Annotated in this window: 17 protein-coding genes and 1 pseudogene; 10 read left to right on the forward strand and 8 right to left on the reverse strand. The window is 64.9% G+C overall.

Features of this window, described 5'->3' with window-relative positions; all coding sequences use genetic code 11:
• Positions 1-93: 93 nt before the first annotated feature.
• The 6 genes from G3N61_RS07200 to G3N61_RS07225 all read left to right on the forward strand — a co-directional run bounded on the left by G3N61_RS07200 (position 94) and on the right by G3N61_RS07225 (position 5,490).
• On the forward strand, positions 94-1,209 hold the full coding sequence (locus tag G3N61_RS07200; protein WP_089450584.1) for an ABC transporter substrate-binding protein: 1,116 nt from the start codon (positions 94-96) through the stop codon (positions 1,207-1,209).
• Position 1,210: 1 nt separating this feature from the next.
• The gene (locus tag G3N61_RS07205; RefSeq protein WP_089450585.1) at positions 1,211-2,152 is read left to right on the forward strand and encodes an alpha/beta hydrolase-fold protein; all 942 of its coding nucleotides are present in this window, start codon (positions 1,211-1,213) and stop codon (positions 2,150-2,152) included.
• Positions 2,149-3,231, forward strand: coding sequence for an iron ABC transporter permease (locus G3N61_RS07210; RefSeq protein WP_089450586.1), 1,083 nt, complete (start codon positions 2,149-2,151; stop codon positions 3,229-3,231). The genes G3N61_RS07205 and G3N61_RS07210 overlap by 4 nt, the downstream gene beginning before the upstream one ends.
• On the forward strand, positions 3,224-4,033 hold the full coding sequence (locus G3N61_RS07215) for an ABC transporter ATP-binding protein (protein ID WP_205821968.1): 810 nt from the start codon (positions 3,224-3,226) through the stop codon (positions 4,031-4,033). The genes G3N61_RS07210 and G3N61_RS07215 overlap by 8 nt, the downstream gene beginning before the upstream one ends.
• 229 nt (positions 4,034-4,262) lie before the next feature.
• Positions 4,263-4,823, forward strand: a complete 561-nt coding sequence (locus G3N61_RS07220) for a hypothetical protein (RefSeq protein ID WP_205821969.1) — start codon at positions 4,263-4,265, stop codon at positions 4,821-4,823.
• Positions 4,824-4,911: 88 nt separating this feature from the next.
• Complete coding sequence (locus G3N61_RS07225) at positions 4,912-5,490, forward strand: polysaccharide deacetylase family protein (protein WP_205821970.1); 579 nt, start codon at positions 4,912-4,914, stop codon at positions 5,488-5,490.
• 13 nt (positions 5,491-5,503) lie between these two features.
• Here the strand turns inward: G3N61_RS07225 and G3N61_RS07230 are convergent, their stop codons facing one another.
• Positions 5,504-6,460, reverse strand: a complete 957-nt coding sequence (locus tag G3N61_RS07230) for a phosphotransferase (RefSeq protein ID WP_346778556.1) — start codon at positions 6,458-6,460, stop codon at positions 5,504-5,506.
• Between the two features lie 25 nt (positions 6,461-6,485).
• On the opposite strand from G3N61_RS07230, the gene G3N61_RS07235 reads away from it, so the two are divergent.
• Positions 6,486-7,175 (forward strand): CmcI family methyltransferase, encoded by a 690-nt coding sequence (locus G3N61_RS07235; protein WP_205821972.1) that lies wholly within the window; start codon positions 6,486-6,488, stop codon positions 7,173-7,175.
• Here G3N61_RS07235 and G3N61_RS07240 read toward each other — a convergent pair.
• Genes G3N61_RS07240 through G3N61_RS07260 form a run of 5 tightly spaced genes read right to left on the reverse strand, consistent with a single transcriptional unit; the run spans position 7,132 to position 12,025 of the window.
• Complete coding sequence (locus G3N61_RS07240; RefSeq protein WP_205821973.1) at positions 7,132-8,337, reverse strand: glycosyltransferase; 1,206 nt, start codon at positions 8,335-8,337, stop codon at positions 7,132-7,134. The genes G3N61_RS07235 and G3N61_RS07240 overlap by 44 nt on opposite strands.
• A gap of 7 nt (positions 8,338-8,344) precedes the next feature.
• Positions 8,345-9,406: an asparagine synthase-related protein gene (locus G3N61_RS07245; RefSeq protein ID WP_089450591.1), complete on the reverse strand. Its 1,062-nt coding sequence runs from the start codon at positions 9,404-9,406 to the stop codon at positions 8,345-8,347.
• The gene (locus tag G3N61_RS07250) at positions 9,403-10,281 is read right to left on the reverse strand and encodes a 4Fe-4S cluster-binding domain-containing protein (RefSeq protein WP_205821974.1); all 879 of its coding nucleotides are present in this window, start codon (positions 10,279-10,281) and stop codon (positions 9,403-9,405) included. Before G3N61_RS07250 ends, G3N61_RS07245 begins: the two co-directional genes overlap by 4 nt.
• Before the next feature lies 1 nt (position 10,282).
• Positions 10,283-11,275 carry a phosphotransferase gene (locus G3N61_RS07255; protein ID WP_205821975.1) on the reverse strand — a complete coding sequence of 331 codons (993 nt, stop codon included), beginning with the start codon at positions 11,273-11,275 and terminating at the stop codon, positions 10,283-10,285.
• Positions 11,276-12,025: an FkbM family methyltransferase gene (locus tag G3N61_RS07260; RefSeq protein WP_205821976.1), complete on the reverse strand. Its 750-nt coding sequence runs from the start codon at positions 12,023-12,025 to the stop codon at positions 11,276-11,278.
• 410 nt (positions 12,026-12,435) lie between these two features.
• On the opposite strand from G3N61_RS07260, the gene G3N61_RS07265 reads away from it, so the two are divergent.
• Positions 12,436-12,912, forward strand: a complete 477-nt coding sequence (locus tag G3N61_RS07265) for a hypothetical protein (RefSeq protein WP_205821977.1) — start codon at positions 12,436-12,438, stop codon at positions 12,910-12,912.
• Between the two features lie 213 nt (positions 12,913-13,125).
• Here the strand turns inward: G3N61_RS07265 and G3N61_RS07270 are convergent, their stop codons facing one another.
• Together G3N61_RS07270 and G3N61_RS07275 are read right to left on the reverse strand one after the other, a co-directional pair.
• Positions 13,126-13,341: a hypothetical protein gene (locus G3N61_RS07270; RefSeq protein ID WP_205821978.1), complete on the reverse strand. Its 216-nt coding sequence runs from the start codon at positions 13,339-13,341 to the stop codon at positions 13,126-13,128.
• 1,036 nt (positions 13,342-14,377) lie between these two features.
• Positions 14,378-14,911 (reverse strand): annotated as a pseudogene (locus G3N61_RS07275) (recombinase family protein).
• Positions 14,912-15,110: 199 nt separating this feature from the next.
• On the opposite strand from G3N61_RS07275, the gene G3N61_RS07280 reads away from it, so the two are divergent.
• Together G3N61_RS07280 and G3N61_RS07285 are read left to right on the forward strand one after the other, a co-directional pair.
• The gene (locus G3N61_RS07280) at positions 15,111-15,758 is read left to right on the forward strand and encodes a DUF4145 domain-containing protein (RefSeq protein ID WP_205821979.1); all 648 of its coding nucleotides are present in this window, start codon (positions 15,111-15,113) and stop codon (positions 15,756-15,758) included.
• 226 nt (positions 15,759-15,984) lie between these two features.
• Positions 15,985-16,251, forward strand: a complete 267-nt coding sequence (locus G3N61_RS07285; protein WP_205821980.1) for a hypothetical protein — start codon at positions 15,985-15,987, stop codon at positions 16,249-16,251.
• Positions 16,252-16,569: the final 318 nt, after the last annotated feature.

Genomic DNA, 16,569 nt, shown 5'->3' on the forward strand with positions numbered 1-16,569 from the left:
GGCATCCCGCGATGTCCGACTGCTCGGTTACAATTAAATGCGAATTGTTCTCATTTACATCGTATCGGGAGTCGCGTGAGAAAGACAAGTGGAATGTGGGCCATGCTGGTCGCATGGCTGTGCAGCGGGTTCGTCGCGCAGGCGGCATGCGCGGACACCACCGTGACCGACCTCGCCGGTCGGCAAGTCCGGATTCCCGCGCGCGTCGAACGCGTGCTGCTCGGCGAAGGGCGCCTGCTGCCCGCGCTGGCGGTCGTCGACGCCGATCCCACCCGTCGCCTCGTCGGCATGATGGGCGATTTCGAACAGCTCGATCCGGCCAGCTACGGGCAATGGCTCGAGCGGTTTCCGCGCCTGAAGGACGTACCGCGCATCGGCCGCTCGCAGGCCGGCAGCTTCAGCGACGAACGCGCGCTCGCGCTGCGCCCGCAGGTCGCGATCTTCGGCCTCGGCGGCGGCCACGGCCCCGGCGAGCGCGACCGCGAGACGCTGGCGCGGCTCGAAGCCGCCGGCGTTGCGATCGTCTTCGTCGATTTCCGGCACGACCCGCTCGTCAATACGACGCGCAGCATCGCGCTGCTCGGCCAGGTCTTCGGCGCGCCGCAGCGCGCGGCGGATTTCAACGCGTACTGGCAGGCGCAGTTCGATCTCGTCCGTACGCGGCTCGCGAACGCGCACGCGGTCGCGCCGAGCGTGTTCCTCGAAAGCCGCGTCGGCCTGTCGAGCGACTGCTGCGACACGATGACGGGCATGATGGGGCACCTGCTCGACGCCGCCGGCGGCAACAACATCGCGAAAAGCCGCGTGCCCGGTGAGCACGGCACGCTGAATCCGGAATACCTGCTCAGCCGCCAGCCCGATTTCTACATCGGCACGGGGATCGGCTCGACGCAGACTCTGCAAAGTGCGCCGCTGCGCATCGCGCTCGGCGCCGGCGTGTCGCGCGACACCGCTACCCGTTCGTTCGACCGGTCGCTGCAGCGCCCGCAGATTGCGCCGCTGCGCGCGGTGCGCGAGCGCCGCGCCTATGCGATCTGGCATCACTTCTACAACTCGCCGTTCAACGTCGTCGCGGTGCAGGCCATGGCCAAATGGCTGCATCCGGCGCTGTTCGCCGACATCGACCCGCGCCGCACGCTCGACACGATGGTGCAACGCTTCCAGCCGGTTCCGCTACAAGGCGAATACTGGGTGCAGGAAGGGTCCTGACATGTCGCGCCCCGCTTCCACGATGCGTCGCTCGCTGCTCGTCGCCGGCCTCGCGGGCCCGCTCGGCGCCCACCTCACCCCCGCGCTCGCCGCGCGCGCACCGGACTGGCCCGCGCTCGACGCCGCGCCCGCCGTGCAGGTGCCGAACAGCCGCCAGTTCGACGTCACGGTCGGCGGCAAGCCCCGCCGCCTGTTCGTCGCGCTGCCCGCCGAGCGGGCCGTTACGGGATCCCATCCGGTACTGACCGTCCTCGACGGCAACGCGCTCTTCCCGCTCGCCGCGCAACTCGTGCGCAACCGGCGCGCACGCCCTGACGCCCCGGCCGATCCGGAGCCCGTCGTGATCGGCATCGGTTATCCGACTGACGCCGCCTACGACATGACGGCCCGCGCGGACGACTACACGCTCGCGCCGCTGCCGGACGGCCGCGGTGTCGTCGCCGACCGCCTGCTCGATTTCATCGAGCACGACGTGCAACCCTGGCTCGCGCAACAGGTGGCCGTCGACCCGGCACGCCAGACGCTGTTCGGTCATTCGTACGGCGGCCTGCTGACGCTGTACGCGATGCTGACGCGCCCGCACCTGTTCGCGCGGTATGTCGCGGCCAGTCCGTCGATCTGGTGGGGCGACCGCGCGCTGCTGCCCTATGCGGATCGTTTCGCCGCGCAAGCGGCGCCGCTTTCGCCCGCGCTGCGGCTGCTGGTCACCGCGGGCAGTCTCGAAGAAGGCACGCCGAATCCGGACGCCGAACGCATGCGCCGGCAGCAGGCGCGCAAGCAGGTCAGCTCCGCACGCGACTTCGTCAGTCGCGTCGGTGGCCGCCCGGGCCTCGACGCGACGTTCCGCCTGATCGACGGAGAGGATCATGGCGGCGTCGTGGTGCCCAGCGCGATGCTGGCGGCGCGCATCGCGGCCGAAGCCGTCGCGGGAGCGGCCGCATGAGCACCGCATCGCCCGCATCGTCGCCTTCGTCCCGCTCGTCCGCTTCGCTGAAGCTGCGTTACCGCGCAGTCGCCGCGCGGCGCGTCGGCGCGCTGATGTGCCTCGCCTGCGTGCTCGGCACCCTGCTCGTCGTCGACATCGGCACCGGCCCGTCGCCGTTCCCGATCGCGGATCTGGTCGCGGGGCTGTTCCGGCCGGACGCGCTACCGCTCGAGCAGCGCGTGATCCTCTGGGACGTGCGCCTGCCTTATGCGCTGATGGCCGTGCTCGTCGGTGCGTCGCTCGGCCTCGCCGGCGCGGAAATGCAGACCGTGCTGAACAATCCGCTCGCGAGCCCGTTCACGCTCGGCATGTCGGCCGCCGCGAGCGTCGGTGCGTCGCTCGTCGTGATCTCGGGCTGGCATGTCGTGCTCTGGAACGAGAACATCGCGCTGTCGCTCGGCGCGTTCGGCTGCGCGAGCCTCGCGACGCTGCTGATCGTCTGGCTCGCGTGGCGCCACGGCGCGACGACCGAAACCGTGGTGCTGTTCGGCATCGGCCTGATGTTCAGCTTCGAGGCGCTGCTGTGGCTGCTGCAGTTTCTCGCGGACGCGAACGCGCTTCAGCAGATCGTCTTCTGGAGCATGGGCAGCCTCGCGCGCGCGACGTGGGGCAAGATCGCGCTGCTGGCGTGCATGCTCGCCGGGTGCGCGTTGTGGGCGAGCTTCGACGTCGCGTCGCTGACGGCGCTGCGCGCCGGCGACGAACAGGCGCGCAGCATGGGCATCGCGGTCGAGCGGCTGCGACTCGTCGCGCTGATCCGCATCAGCCTGCTGTCGGCCACCGCGCTGTCGTTCGTCGGCACGATCGGGTTCGTCGGTCTCGTCGGGCCGCATGTCGCCCGACTGCTCGTCGGCGACGAGCATCGCTACTACCTGCCCGGCGCCGCCCTCGCCGGCGCGATCATGCTGGCCGGCGCGTCCGTGCTCAGCAAGGCGCTGATCCCCGGCGTGACGCTGCCGATCGGGATCATCACCGCGCTGGTCGGCGTGCCGCTGTTCATGATCCTCGTCAGCCGGCGCAGGAGGCTCGATGGATAAGCGCACGCTATGCGTCGACGACCTCGTCGTGCGTTATGGCGCGAAGGTCGTGCTCGACCGGTTGTCGCTCGCGCCCGTGGCGCCGGGCACGATGGTCGGACTGCTCGGACCGAACGGCGTCGGCAAATCGACGCTGCTGCGCGCACTCGCGCGGCTCGCGGCCGCACGCGGCAACGCAGCGTTCGGCGGATTCGACCTGCTGCGCGGCGCGCGCCGGGACCACACGCGACAGGTCGGCTACCTGCCGCAGACGCTGCCGCAACCGTCGTCGCTGCTCGTGTACGAAGCCGTCCGCAGCGCATTGCGCGCGACCTGCCCTGGTTTGTCCGACGCGGCGCGCGACCTGCGCCTGCAGAACGTGTTCGAGCGATTGCGGTTGCAAGCGCTTGCGATGTCGCCGCTCGACCGGCTGTCCGGCGGGCAGCGGCAGATGGTCGGACTCGCGCAGGCGCTCGTGCGCGACACGCCGCTGCTGCTGCTCGACGAACCGACGAGCGCGCTCGATCTGCGCTGGCAATTGCTCGCGCTGGAAGCGGTCGGGGACGCGGCACGCCGACATGGTGCAGTCGTACTGGTCGCGATGCACGACCTGAATCTCGCATCGCGATTCTGCGACCGGCTCGTGCTGCTCGGCACCGACGGCCTCGTCGCCGACGGCACCCCCGCCGAAGTCCTGACACCGCCGCACCTGCGGCGCGCGTATCGCGTCGACGCCCGGGTCGAACGGACGGCGGCCGGCGATTACGTCGCGCTCGCGGAGCGAGCCATAAGGGATGACGCGTGGGAAGCGTGCGACGCTTGAGCGCGGATCGGTCGTCGCGCTGACGACCGGTCCGGCTTGCGGTCATCAGGCCGCCATGCCCTTCGCGCGGCCGCATCGGACGCCGGTAACAACGCGTGCCGGCGCGGGCAAAGCATCATAGAATCGCGCGGCGGGGCCGTCGGGTCCCGCCCCACCGCGACCTCGGCAAACGAACGCACGGCCGCCATGCGCGGGGCGACCTGTTCCTCTACCCTGCAAGGACGATCGCGTGATGCGCGCATACCGACTTCTGCTGACGGCCAGCGCCATGGCCATGCTGGCCGGCTCGGCTGCGGCAGCGGCTGCCCAGCCGGTGCCCGTCACCGCGGCCGCCGCCCCCAACTGCCCGTCGCCGTCGTTCGAACGCTATCCGGCGCGCACGGCGCCCGCGCCGCGTACCACGGCCCACGCGCCGCGATTGACCAGCAAGGAAGCCCGCCTCTACCGCACCGTGATTCGCGACGAGTTCACGCAACCGGCGAATTTCGCCGGCCACTACCGCGTCGCGATCTGGGGTTGCGGAACCGATTGCCGGAATTTCGCGATCGTCGACAAGTACACGGGCGCGACCTACACGATGCCCGGCGTGCAGGCCGTCGCGGGCGTGATGGGCAACGACGACGAGCGCGTCGATTTCCGCGCCGACAGCAGGCTGCTGATCATCGCGGGTTGCTTCAACGACGACTGCGACTACGACAGCAAGAAAGCGGCCCGGCGCTTCTATGAGTGGACCGGCACACGGTTGCGCCGGGTCGGCACCTGTCCGCTGGCCATCGAGCCGATCCAGTAGTCGGCCGATGAACGCGCCGGCCGCCGCTCGCCGCGACTTGCGCTATCGTTCTTCCGGTACACCTTGAACGCCCCCCCCCCCGCTCGCGATGTCCATTCACCTCAGTTTCGACGACGGCCCCGGCCCGTCAACGCCTGCCTTGCTCGATGTCCTGCGCGACGCGTCGTGCAAGGCGACCTTCTTCCTGCTCGGCAAGCACCTGACGCGCGGAGCGCTCGACGTCGCCGCAAGGATGGCGAGCGAAGGTCATCGGCTCGGCAATCACACCCGTTCGCACGCGAGGCCCGGCGCGCTGGCGGACGACGCGCTGATCGACGAGATCGAGACGACCGACGCGCTGATCCGCGACGCCTATCGCCGGGCCGGCGTACCCGCACCGGACACGATCCCGCTGCGCCTGCCTTATGGACTGATGCCGCACGACAATCGCGCCGGCGTGCTGGCGCGGCTGCAGCGCGAACACACGGGCTGGACCGCGATACTGGACGACTGGCAGCGGCCGGCGCCGTCGCCGCAGGCGCTGTTCGACGCGATGTGCGCGCATGCCGATGCCGGCGCGACACGACAGCGCGACGTGCTGTTCTGCCTGCACGACGGATCGCGGCACGGCGACGCGCGGCCCAACACGGTCGAAGCGGTGCGCCTGTTCCTGACTCGGCAGCGCTGAATCGGCAGCGCGGCTAGCGTCCGGGCGCCGCGCCATCCAGCAACTGCCGCCAGCCGCCGAGAAAGCCGATGCCGGGCCCCGGCGTCCACAGGCCGCGCTGCGCGGCTTCGAGGTGGATCAGCGTCTGGTCCGCACAAAACAGGGCCATCAGCGCATCGCGGCGGTCATGCATCCAGTCCGGCGCAGGATCGGGCCGCGTCGCTGCATAGGCTTGCAGGCCGGCATCCCAGCGCTGCGCGTCGAATACGAAGCGATCGTCCCTGCCCGCATCGCGCGACAGCGCGAACAGCGCAAAGGCCGCCTCGAGCCATTGCGCGCCCTGGCCGACATCGTCGAAATCGAGCACGCCGTTCACCGCGTGTCCCACGTACAGCAGGTTGCCCGCGTGATAGTCGCCGTGCAGCCAGTGCACCGCCCCCGTCAGCCAGCGTGCAGCCGTGTCGAGCTGTGCGCCGATCAGCCGGATCATCGTCTCGTAGTGGCCGTTCAGGTCTCCCGGCAACGACGGCGCGGCACGCGCCGCCACGCGTGCGTGACGCGCCGACAGCCACGCCAGCGGCGCCGATTCGGTCGCGGGTATCGCCGCCAGCGCGGCATGCAGCTGCGCGAGCGCACGCATCGCATCGATCGCGCCCGCGTTCCCTTCGTCGGGCAGGCCCGGAATGCCGTCGATATGCTCGAACAGGTGCAGCCAGCTTCCATCGGGAAGCCGCACACCGGACTGTGCATCCACCGTCGGCCGCAGGCGCGGGAGCGCGGGCAGCATCGGCGTCGTGCGCAGATGGCCGAGTATCGCCGCCTCGCGATGCACCTGCTCGACCGGCTTCCCGGACCACGACACGCGCAGCACCGCGCGCGCCGAATCACACTCGACGAGATACGTTTTGTTAGTATGGCCCGACGCCAGCGCCTGCAGGCGCGCCGGCCCGAGGTTCCAGTACCGGTGAAGCCACGGTTCCAGCGTTTTCACGTCACTCCTACTCGTTGCATTGACCATGTCAGAGCGTCCTTCGGCCCGCATGCGGGACATCAACATCGAATGGCTGACGCGCGCTGCCGAATTCGACCATCTGTTCCAGACGCGCTGGCTCGGCGAGCGCTTCTTCCATCTGCCCGGCGACATGCTCGCACTCCAGGAACTGATCTGGCGCGTGCGTCCCGACTGCATCGTGCAGACCGGCATCGCGGCGGGCGGCGGCGTCGTATTCTCCGCGTCGATGCTGGAACTGGCGGGCGACAGCGGCCGCGTCGTCGCGATCGAGCCGCGCCTGCGCGACGAGGTCAGGCAGCGTCTGCAATCGCACCGGCTCGCTCACCGCATGACGCTGATCGAAGGCGAATCGTGCGCGGCCGACACGCTTGCGTCGGTGCGCGCACTGATACCGGACGGCGCACGCGTGATGGCGATCCTCGATCTCACGCACACTCACGCGCACGTGCTGCGCGAACTCGAATGCTATGCGCCGCTCGTGACGCCCGGCAGCTACGCGATCGTGATGGATACCATCATGGAGTACCTGCCCGCGTCGATGTTCGACGGCAAGCCGTACGGCAAAGGCAACAACCCGGCCACCGCCGCGCGTGAATTCCTCGCCCGCGACGACCGGTTCGAGGTCGACTACGACATCGAGGACCGCGTTCTCATGACGCTGTCGCCAGGCGGTTTCCTGAAGCGAGCGCGCTGATCAGGCGCGCTGCCTCGGCCGACCCGTCGCGCGCATAGCTCGCGCGGATCCGCGCCGCCTGCTCGCGCAGCGACCCGGGCCGCAACAGGCGTTCGAGCGCATCGGCAATGTCCGCCACGCCGGCCTGCTGCAGATCCAGCACGCACCCCGCGCCGGCCCGCTCGACGAAGTGTGCCGAATGGAACTGGTCATTGCAGAACGGCGACAGCAGCATCGGCACGCCGCATGCAAGCGACTCCATCACCGAATTCGCGCCGCCGTGGCTGACGAACGCGTGCGTGCGCTGCAACAGCGCCAGTTGCGGCACGTAGCGCACCGCGACGACGCGTTCGTCGTCGGCCGGCAGCAGATCCGAATCGACCAGTTCGCCCACCGACAGCACCAGTTGCGCCGACGTCGCGCGCGCCGCCTCGATGACTTTCGCGAACACGTCGGGATGGTAGTAAAGCTGGCTGCCGAGCGACATGTAGACGAGCGGGCGATCGGCGTCGAGGCGCTCCCACGGAAACGGCGTCTCGTCGCCGCGCGGGCCGGACGGCAGCGCGGGACCGACCAGCTCGACACCGTGCGGCGGTGCGCCGACCAGCGCATCGGTCGTGAACGCGAGCGTCAGGTGCGGAGAGAGAATGTCGCAACCGCGAAAACGCGCATCGAGCCCGTAGCGCGCGAACAGCCGCGTGCGTTCCGGCGCGAGCCATCGCACCGTGCGCAGCAGTTCCGAATCGAGATCGTCCGGCAGCACCGGATTCAGCGAATTCGACATCGAGACCCACGGCAGCCCTTCCAGTTCGGCGGCAATCGCCGCCGCATAGAGCAGCGGATCGATCACGACCACGTCAGGCTGCCAGTCGCGTAGCACTGCGCGGATGCCGTCCACCTGCGCGGGCGCGAGATCGATCAGCAGCGTGCGGATCCAGTGCCGCAGCCAGTCGGCGTCGCGAATGTTCGCGGCGAAGCTCGCGCCGCGCGACAGGTCGTGGCGCTCGGGCGTTTCGCGCGGCCCCACAAATGTGAAACCGCCAGCGCCATCGAGCTGTGCGCTGATGTCGGCCGGCGCATAGAACGCGACGTCGCAGCCGGCATCGCGCAGATGCTGGGCCGGGCCGATGCACGGATTGACGTGCCCTTTCTCGGGCACCACGCAGAACAGGATGCGTTTCATGAGCGGCTCAGGTTGGGCGATGCGCAGCATCGAGGGCGTCGAAATGATCGAGGATCAGCGACAGCGTCGTCCACAGCACGCGTTCGTTGTCCGTCTGCAGCGTGGGGGCGGCCAGACCGAGCTTGCCGGCCAGCGCGTGCGTGCGGTCGCGGTCGAGCAGCGCCGCGAGGTCCATCGCCGGGGCGAGCCGTCCGCGCTTGGGGCCGTGCACGAGCCGGTCCGGCAGGTTCAGGCGTGCGCCGAGATCGCGCAGGCATTGCTTGTCCGGATCGGGCGCGATGCTCGTCAAATGCGCGACGACGGCATCGTCGACGAACGGCGGATGCAGCTCGACCGACGCCGCATCGAACAACGCATGGCACAGCGGCAGATAGTTGGCCGACTGGTCGCGGCGCAGCACCTGGTCCGCGCCGTCGCCCGTGATGGCCACCTCGACACCGTCCGCGGCCATCGCGTCGGCGAGCAGCAGCTTTGCGACCGGATGCAGGTTGAACATCGGCTCCTCGACCGCACGCGTCGTTCTCGGCAGCGCCGCGACGAAATCGGCCTCGTTCGCGCGCACGATCTTCACGTTCGCCTGCATCTGCGCGGCCAGTTCGAGTGCGGCGTCGCGCTCGCAATAGTCCGGCATGTCGGTCACGAGGATGTAGGACGTCACGTGCCGCTGCGCACCGAGTTCGCGCAGCAACGCGAGCAGCAGCGCCGAATCGAGCCCACCGCTCAACGCCAGCGCAACGCGCTTGCCGCTGTCGAGCGCGCGCTGCAGCGACGCGCGCAGCACGGTTTCCAGATCCGCGTGCTGCGGCTGCTCGGGGGCCGGCTGCACGGTCAGCCCTTGCGGCGAACGGATCAGTGCATGGCCGGGCGGCACCGCGCGCACGTCGCGCAGCACGGTGCGGCCGATCAGACGCTCGCCGCTCAGATAGCCCGCAATGGCCGCCGCGTCCGGCTCACCGGCCGGTTGCCCCGCTGCACGCAGGACGGCCCGGATGCCGGACGCCGTCGTACCGCTGCGCGGATGATAGTGAAGCCGGTCGAAGCCGAACAGGTCGCGCGTGCCGACGATCATGGATAACGTGCCTTCAAGGAGTCCACTTCAATGCGTTTGAGGATGCGATGCGGCGCCACCGGCGCACTGCCGCCCTGGCAATGCAGACACGCTTCGAGCGGCGCGTCGCGGTGCAGATAGGCGAGCATCGCGTCGAGCATGTCCGCGTCGTCGCGCAGCGGCAGACCGTCGGATTGAAAATCCTTCTCGCCCTTGTAGAGCGTATGGAAATGCGCCGGACGCGTGCACGTGTAGAACATGCCGTCGCGAATCATATGGCAGCGCTCGCGGATCCAGCAATCCTGATAGAGGCGCTGTGCTTCGTCGCGATCGGTGCCGGGTTGCGCGCGGTTCATCGTCGTGAACACGTCCTGCACCTTCCAGTTCAGACGCACGTCGAAGCGCGCGGCCTGATGCTCGATGTGCGCGACCAGCTCGGGCGACAGCGACGGCTTCGGATAGCGCGAGATCGTCAGCGCATCCACCGCCTGCCAGAACGCATCCGTCATCTCGCCCAGTTTCAGGCCGTTCGTCGTGACGGAGATCACAGGCGCGATGCCCGTGGCGCGCACGCGCTCGACGAGTTCGACGAGCGCCGGATGCAGCAGCGGCTCGCCACCGACCAGCTTGAACATGCGCGGGCGCAGCACCTTCGCGGCGCGGCGCAGATCGGCCTCGAGCGATGCGGGGCTCGCGTACCACTCGGGCAGGAGCGGCGACAGCGAGCAGCATTCCGCGCAGGTCAGGTTGCAGTGATCGACGATATGCGCTTCCAGCGAGCGCGTCAGTACGCGCCCGTCTTCGACGCGATAGTCGCGATCCAGCGGCGGCGGAAACACATGCTGCCGCTCGCCTGGCGGCGTCGGATTCGAGATCCGGTTCAGATTCGCATTCACTTCAGCGTCCTGCTTCGATGCATCGGGAAAAGAAATCGACGAGACGGTCACGCGCATCCACCATCGCGGACGCCATCGTCACCGCGCCGCTCAGATGCGATGCAAAGCGCGACGGATCGTCGAGCCAGCCTTGCACGATCCAGAGCTTGAGCGCGTGCTGCAGGCACGCGGCATCGACCGCCCATGCAATGCGTGCCGGATCCACCGGCCGGGCCCGCCGATACGCCAGCACGAACGCTTGCGCCAGATGCGGCGCCTCCAGCGGCAGATGGTTCAGGCAACGCACCAGCTCGTATTCGCGCGGCGCGCCGATTGACGCTTCCCAGTCGAGAATGAGCGGCGGCAGCGTGCCCGTGAACAGATAGTTGAACTGGTTGTAGTCGTTGTGGATCGGGTGCTGCGGATCGTCGGCGGGAAACGCGTCGATGCTGCCTGGATAGTAGCGATCGAGCAGGCGCAGCGCGAGATCGACGTAGCGGCGCAGATTCTCGGCGCCGTCGCTCGAGCGTGAGCGATCCAGCGCATCGAGCAGGCTGCGGCGCACCGCGTCCGCGTCGATCGCGGTCAGCCGGGCGCGGATCGTGTCGATCTGCGGCAGATGAAGCCGCTCGAGGCTTAGATGCAACGCCGCCAGACTCTCGCCGAGCGCATCCCATTCGGCCGGTGAAAACGTGTCGTATGTTCTGAACTGCCCGGTTTCCCAGCGCGTCAGCATCGCGTGGGCGTTTGACCCCGTCCACATCGGTGTGCCGGCCACCGTGCGTTTCAACGCCTGCACATGGAAACGTGTATCGCCGTGCGTCTCGAAGTGCGCAAGCACCGCAGCTTCCTTGGCCGCACGCGCATGATGTTCGGACGCGTAGAGCTTGATCGCTACGCCGCCGTCATCGGTCGGCAGATGCCACACGCGCTCGCCGACCTGGCGTGGCGGCCCGCTGCGGCCCAACGCATAGGCGTCGCGGATCTCGTCGAAGGTCGCGGCGAGCGAGTCCATTCAGATATGCTCGGCCGGCCCGAATCGATACGGATGGCCGCTCAGGAACGTGTTGTGCCCGACGTAGCGCACCTTGTACATCGCCGGGCGGAACAGCACCGAAGGAGCATTGTTTGCGATGCCGAGCAGCGGATACAGGTCCTGCCGCACGAAGAAGGCGTTGTTGCCCATGTCGTCGCAGCACACGAGTTCATAGCCCTTCTGCTTGCCGAGATGCACAAGCGATTCGAGGCTCGCGCCGTAATAGGTCGAGCCGTCCCATTCATGTTCCGGGTTGAAGCACATGACCCAACGCTCGGGCGGCGTGTAGTACGGGTTGTATTCGATTACGACGATGCGCGGCTGGAATGCTTGCAGGCCGCGCCAGACCCAGTAGTCGTTGCCGTCGATGTCGATCGACAACAGGTCGAAGTCGGTTGGCGTGTTCGCATCGGCGAGCAACGTGTCGATCGTGTCGGGCTGGACGCGGTCATGGTGCAAGCGAACGCGATCCGCGCCCGCGTAATGGGCGGCAAGCTTGCCGAAGCGGTACGCGCTGCCTTCCACCAGCACGCCGGACCAATCCTGTTCGCGCAGCAGCCGCGCCGTGTTGCTGTTGCGCAGGCCGTCGCTTGCGCCGATATCGACGCAGAAGCGGTTGGTCGGCGCGATCCGCTCCATCAGGCGCGACAGGATGCCTTCCTCGGTGCCTTGCGCGTACAGGCTTTGCGAAAGGCCGGATAGATCGAGCGGGAGAGGATGGTCCTGCATCGAGGGGGCGGCTCCGGGTCGGAAATTAAGGGTGGTATTCGGAGCGTAATTTACCCGAAGTCGATTGACGGAAGGAAACGGGAATTCACGACGCCGCCGGGTCTCACCGGTGCGGCAATGAAAAAGCCCGCATCGACAATGTTGTCGATGCGGGCCCAATGCGTATCTGGCAGCTTCGTTCTATGCGCCCCGGCTTCGTACTACTGCCAGGCTGTGACGCATGAGCGGAAGCGTCAGGACAATTACTCCTGCCCCTGACTCGTCAGGAACTCCTCGTAATTGCCACCAAAGTCGAACAGCGTCCCATCCGTCCGCACTTCAATAATCCGGTTCGCCAGCCCGCTCACGAACTCACGGTCGTGCGATACTTGCCGCGTTCATGTTCAAAATCAACGCCTTGGAGAACATGAATGGCCACAATCACCCTGCGCGCGACAAAATGGCCGGTCAAAATCGGCCGCAAAGGGCAGCCTAGCCTGTCCGCAACCTTCACCAGCGAGGAAGCTGCCATGCGCTGGGCCGAAGACCACGAGCGCGGACACTCGGTCAAGGCTATCGATACCGGCCCAATTGTCGGGGACCTGTTTCGGAAGTACATAGAGCACCCTATGCCCGGAAAGCGGTCAAGCGAGTGGGACTGCCGGACGCTGCAGCGACTGCTCAAAAAGGAAAAGAAACTCTGTTCCATTCCGGCTGCGCAGCTTAACAAAGCCCACCTTGCCGAATGGCGCGACCGGCGCATAACGGAAGTGCTCGGTAGCTCCATAGGAACGGGCATGGAGGCAAGAAGACTGGAGGTAGAAAAGAGTCTCCGTGGGATACGGAGGACTCCAAAAGACAGGTGCGCACACGCATGCGCTAATGCGGGCGTCAGCGCATACGCCTAGGAGGGGCTAGACGCCCTAAATCCCTCTTCCGCTTACTGCACAAGGCGTTGTGGGGCGGCACGTAGAGCGAGAGTGAGGGGATAGACAGTCAAAGCAGCGGGAGAGCCTTGCCCAGCTTGGCGCTAAGCCGGCTGGAAACAAAAAAGCGCCAGCCGTTTCCGGAAGGCGCTTCTTAGGGGGTGAGCAGGATTCTCTATAGAGCCCTCAGGATGCTCAGGCTGGGAAGCTGGAGACCAACCAGCGACGCATTGCCAGCGCCTCCCAGCTGCGGGCTTCGGTGTCACGAAAGGCTTCAAACAGGCGAGGTTTCCGGTTGCGCTCTTTGTAGTCACGGAGCAGCAGGAATTCACGGGAGCCGATGCGGACTGACACGATGCCTTGATCGATGGTGAAGGAGAATCGACAAAAGCTGATGACAGTTTGGAACATTTACTAACTCACTAAGTTATCGGCGCGCCCAGTGCGCTGCCTCCACAACAACACAACCCCAATGGGGTTATTCATCAACCAACCTCTTGCTAGGATGCTCGCCCAACTTCAATAGCAGTAGTTCCCAAGCCACAAGCGGCATTGCGCGGTGATCTCCACTACCCTCGCTCGCGCTCCACTTATGCCATGCGTTGATACTCACATGCACCAACGCAGCGGCCTCGCCTCGGGTGACGCCATGCCTTTTAATCAGCTCTCGGATTTGTTCAGGGGTTGGCTGTGTAATCTCGCTCATTGCACTCTTCGTGTTGCCGTACGGAGCGAAAATTCTACGTGCCAAAGAAAGCCGCTGTCACGCGACTTTGCGCGTTGCGCAGTCAGCCTCCACACATGAATGCTCACGACGGCTGGCTCCCCGCAGGTAAAATTCTTGCGTGCCAGCCATAAGCTGCGCACTGACACAAGGAATGCGGGGCTGAAATTTAAGAAACGACTACGCAACTAATTCGGGGGACCACATGGCTCTGGAATATCGACACCTTGATGAAACTACTCGACAGCTTATGTTGAACGAGATAGCCGATGACCTTCGCGCGAACAGAATTTACCTCAGTTCACGGTTAAGTCATCTTGGGCACGGTGGTTGGGCGGACTTGTTGGCGGAAGCTGCACGCGGTCATGACGATGAATGGCTCGCACTCGAAATACAGAGGCGACGGTTCTTAAATGCAATGGAACAGCGTCGTCAGGCTAACGGTAACGTGACGACGGCTAAAATTCCGTCGAACGCACATGAGACGTTGGCAGAAGGCGAGTTCAACCGGTTCTACATGCGAGCCATATGCTTGCGTGCAATATCAGCTAACACCGAACCGGTTGTATTTCGCGCGCGGCTCTCTAGAACACCCCGCCCCGAGTCCGAAAGATTGATTGGGCAGCGATTTGAATCTAATGCTCTTCTAGCACAGCTTCGGATACTACCGTCCGGCGACCAAGCGTTGGGAATGCCGCCAGGACCGAATTCTGGGCTATCGCTTTATTTGCCAGCCCTATAACAGGCCCTTTCCGAATCGGCTTGTGGTCGGAAATATTGATATAGCGTCTCTCGACTGATCCCGAAGTCCCGAGCGATGGCCGTTTTGGTTTCCCCGCTGGCTACCCGCTGTTGCAGCATCACAACTTGCTCGGGACTGAGCGAACGCTTACGGCCCTTGTATACCCCGTTGGCCTTGGCTATAGCGATACCCTCACGCTGGCGCTCGCGAATCAATGACCGTTCGAACTGAGCAAACGCGGCTAGCATGGTCATCATGAGTTCCTGCTGAGGGTTCCGCTTGTCCGCTGAGAAAACCATAGCGTCTTTCACGAACTGGACCGTAACACCCCGCTCGGTCAACTTGCAGACCATCCTTTGCAGGTCCTCGGTGTTGTGTGCAACGCGGTCCATGCTATGCATCACCAGCGTATCGCCATCGCACAAGTAGTCCAGCGCTGCCTGAAGCTAGGGGCGCTCAGTGTCCTGGTCTACCGCGCTAACGCGGAAGTAACCGATGTGCTTGCCCTTGCTCATGACTCTTTCCCGTGGCCGATGTGTCAGGTTGGAGTCCATAACCCTGCCAGCAAAGTGTCAATAAATGACGAACACCACCCTATTCCGGCAATCCGCGATTGGCCATATGACAGTCAGGCAAGGGTTTACCTAAAGATGAAACTTTGAACACCCCTGATGCATTAAAATCATCCGACCAACTATCGAGACATCAGCCAGCATGACCTTCACGCCGCCCGCCTTCCGCTTGAACGCGTTTACCTGTCCGCATTGCTCCGCCTATGCCCATGCTGGCTGGTTCATTCTCAACAGACATAATAACGGCAACTACACGCAAGCCTGGATTAGTACCTGCTCTCACTGCACAAAGGAGACGCTGTGGTGGGCGGACGAGGTATCTGACAGGGCACCTACAGGAAAAATGGTTGTGCCTGCCCACTCCATTATTCCGTTACCTCATCCTGATATGCCCGAAGATGTAGCACGTGACTATGAAGAGGCGCGCGCTGTTTCTGCGGTCTCGCCTCGTGCCGCGTGTGCCCTGTTGCGCGTAGCCATAGAAAGACTATGTGTGGCGCTGAAGGCGGACGGCGACAGCATTAACAAACAAATAGGGTATCTCGTTAAACAAGGCTTGAACCCGCAAATTCAGCAGGCACTAGACGTTGTCCGTGTTGTTGGGAACAACGCAGTCCACCCAGGAATGATGGACCCGGATGATGTTGCAGATGTTTCCAACAGCATGTTCACTCTAGTCAATTTAATCGTGGAAGACCGCATAACACGCCCGAAGACTGTGGCGGTGATGTTCGCCGCATTGCCAGAAGGGGCGCGCAAAGCGATTGAGAAGCGCGATGGCCAGGGCTAGAGCGTGGAGGGCTAAGCAAGTGACACATATATGACATCGGGAGGGCCACACGGGGGAATGTTGCGGCAGGACTCTATCAGATACCCGCTCAGGTTTTCCCGGCGAACATTTGGAGCCCCACAAGCACCAGTCGAATTAGCCGGAAGGACCGTGTAGCATAAGACCACTGCGCCGTGGATTTGCTACGCGCGGGATAACAACTTCCGATACGCTACAGGGGACCACCTTGAAAAAGATCATTCTCGCCGCGCTTCTTGTAAGCGCAGGCGCAACACACGCGCATACCTCCAGCTACGGTTACCGCGCACCGAGCTCGAATCTCTACGGGTCGTCCCCTGGGGAGCACTACGTCAACGGCTACACGCGCTCAAACGGCACCTACGTTCAGGGGCACTACCAGACCAACCCGAACGACACAAAACTGGATAACTGGTCCACCCAAGGGAACCAAAATCCATATACCGGCCAGTGGGGAACGAAGTCACCGTATTGACTGCGCCTACTCACAAGACCTGCCTAGAAAGCCATGAGCTTCATATGCACGGTTCGCCAGCCCTTTTGCCCCACATACTCGAAGGCTTCAGAGTGCTATGGACATCTTTACGGGCATTGCTATCGCTATCCTCGTTCCATGCTTACTACTGTCGTACCTTTTTAGAAACAAGCCTGGATCAACGTTTGGACCCAAGGTTTGTTCCAGATGCAATGTTGAGTTACGCGGCTGGAATAGCTCTGGTCGGAAGCAGGTTTGGTTTCGTACCGATGCCAACGGGAATCGCGTTTACTTCTGCGCCAAGTGCAAGAACAAGTG

The sequence above is a fragment of the Burkholderia sp. Ac-20349 genome (genome assembly GCF_017104865.1).
GTDB classification, from domain to species: Bacteria; Pseudomonadota; Gammaproteobacteria; order Burkholderiales; family Burkholderiaceae; genus Burkholderia; species Burkholderia aenigmatica.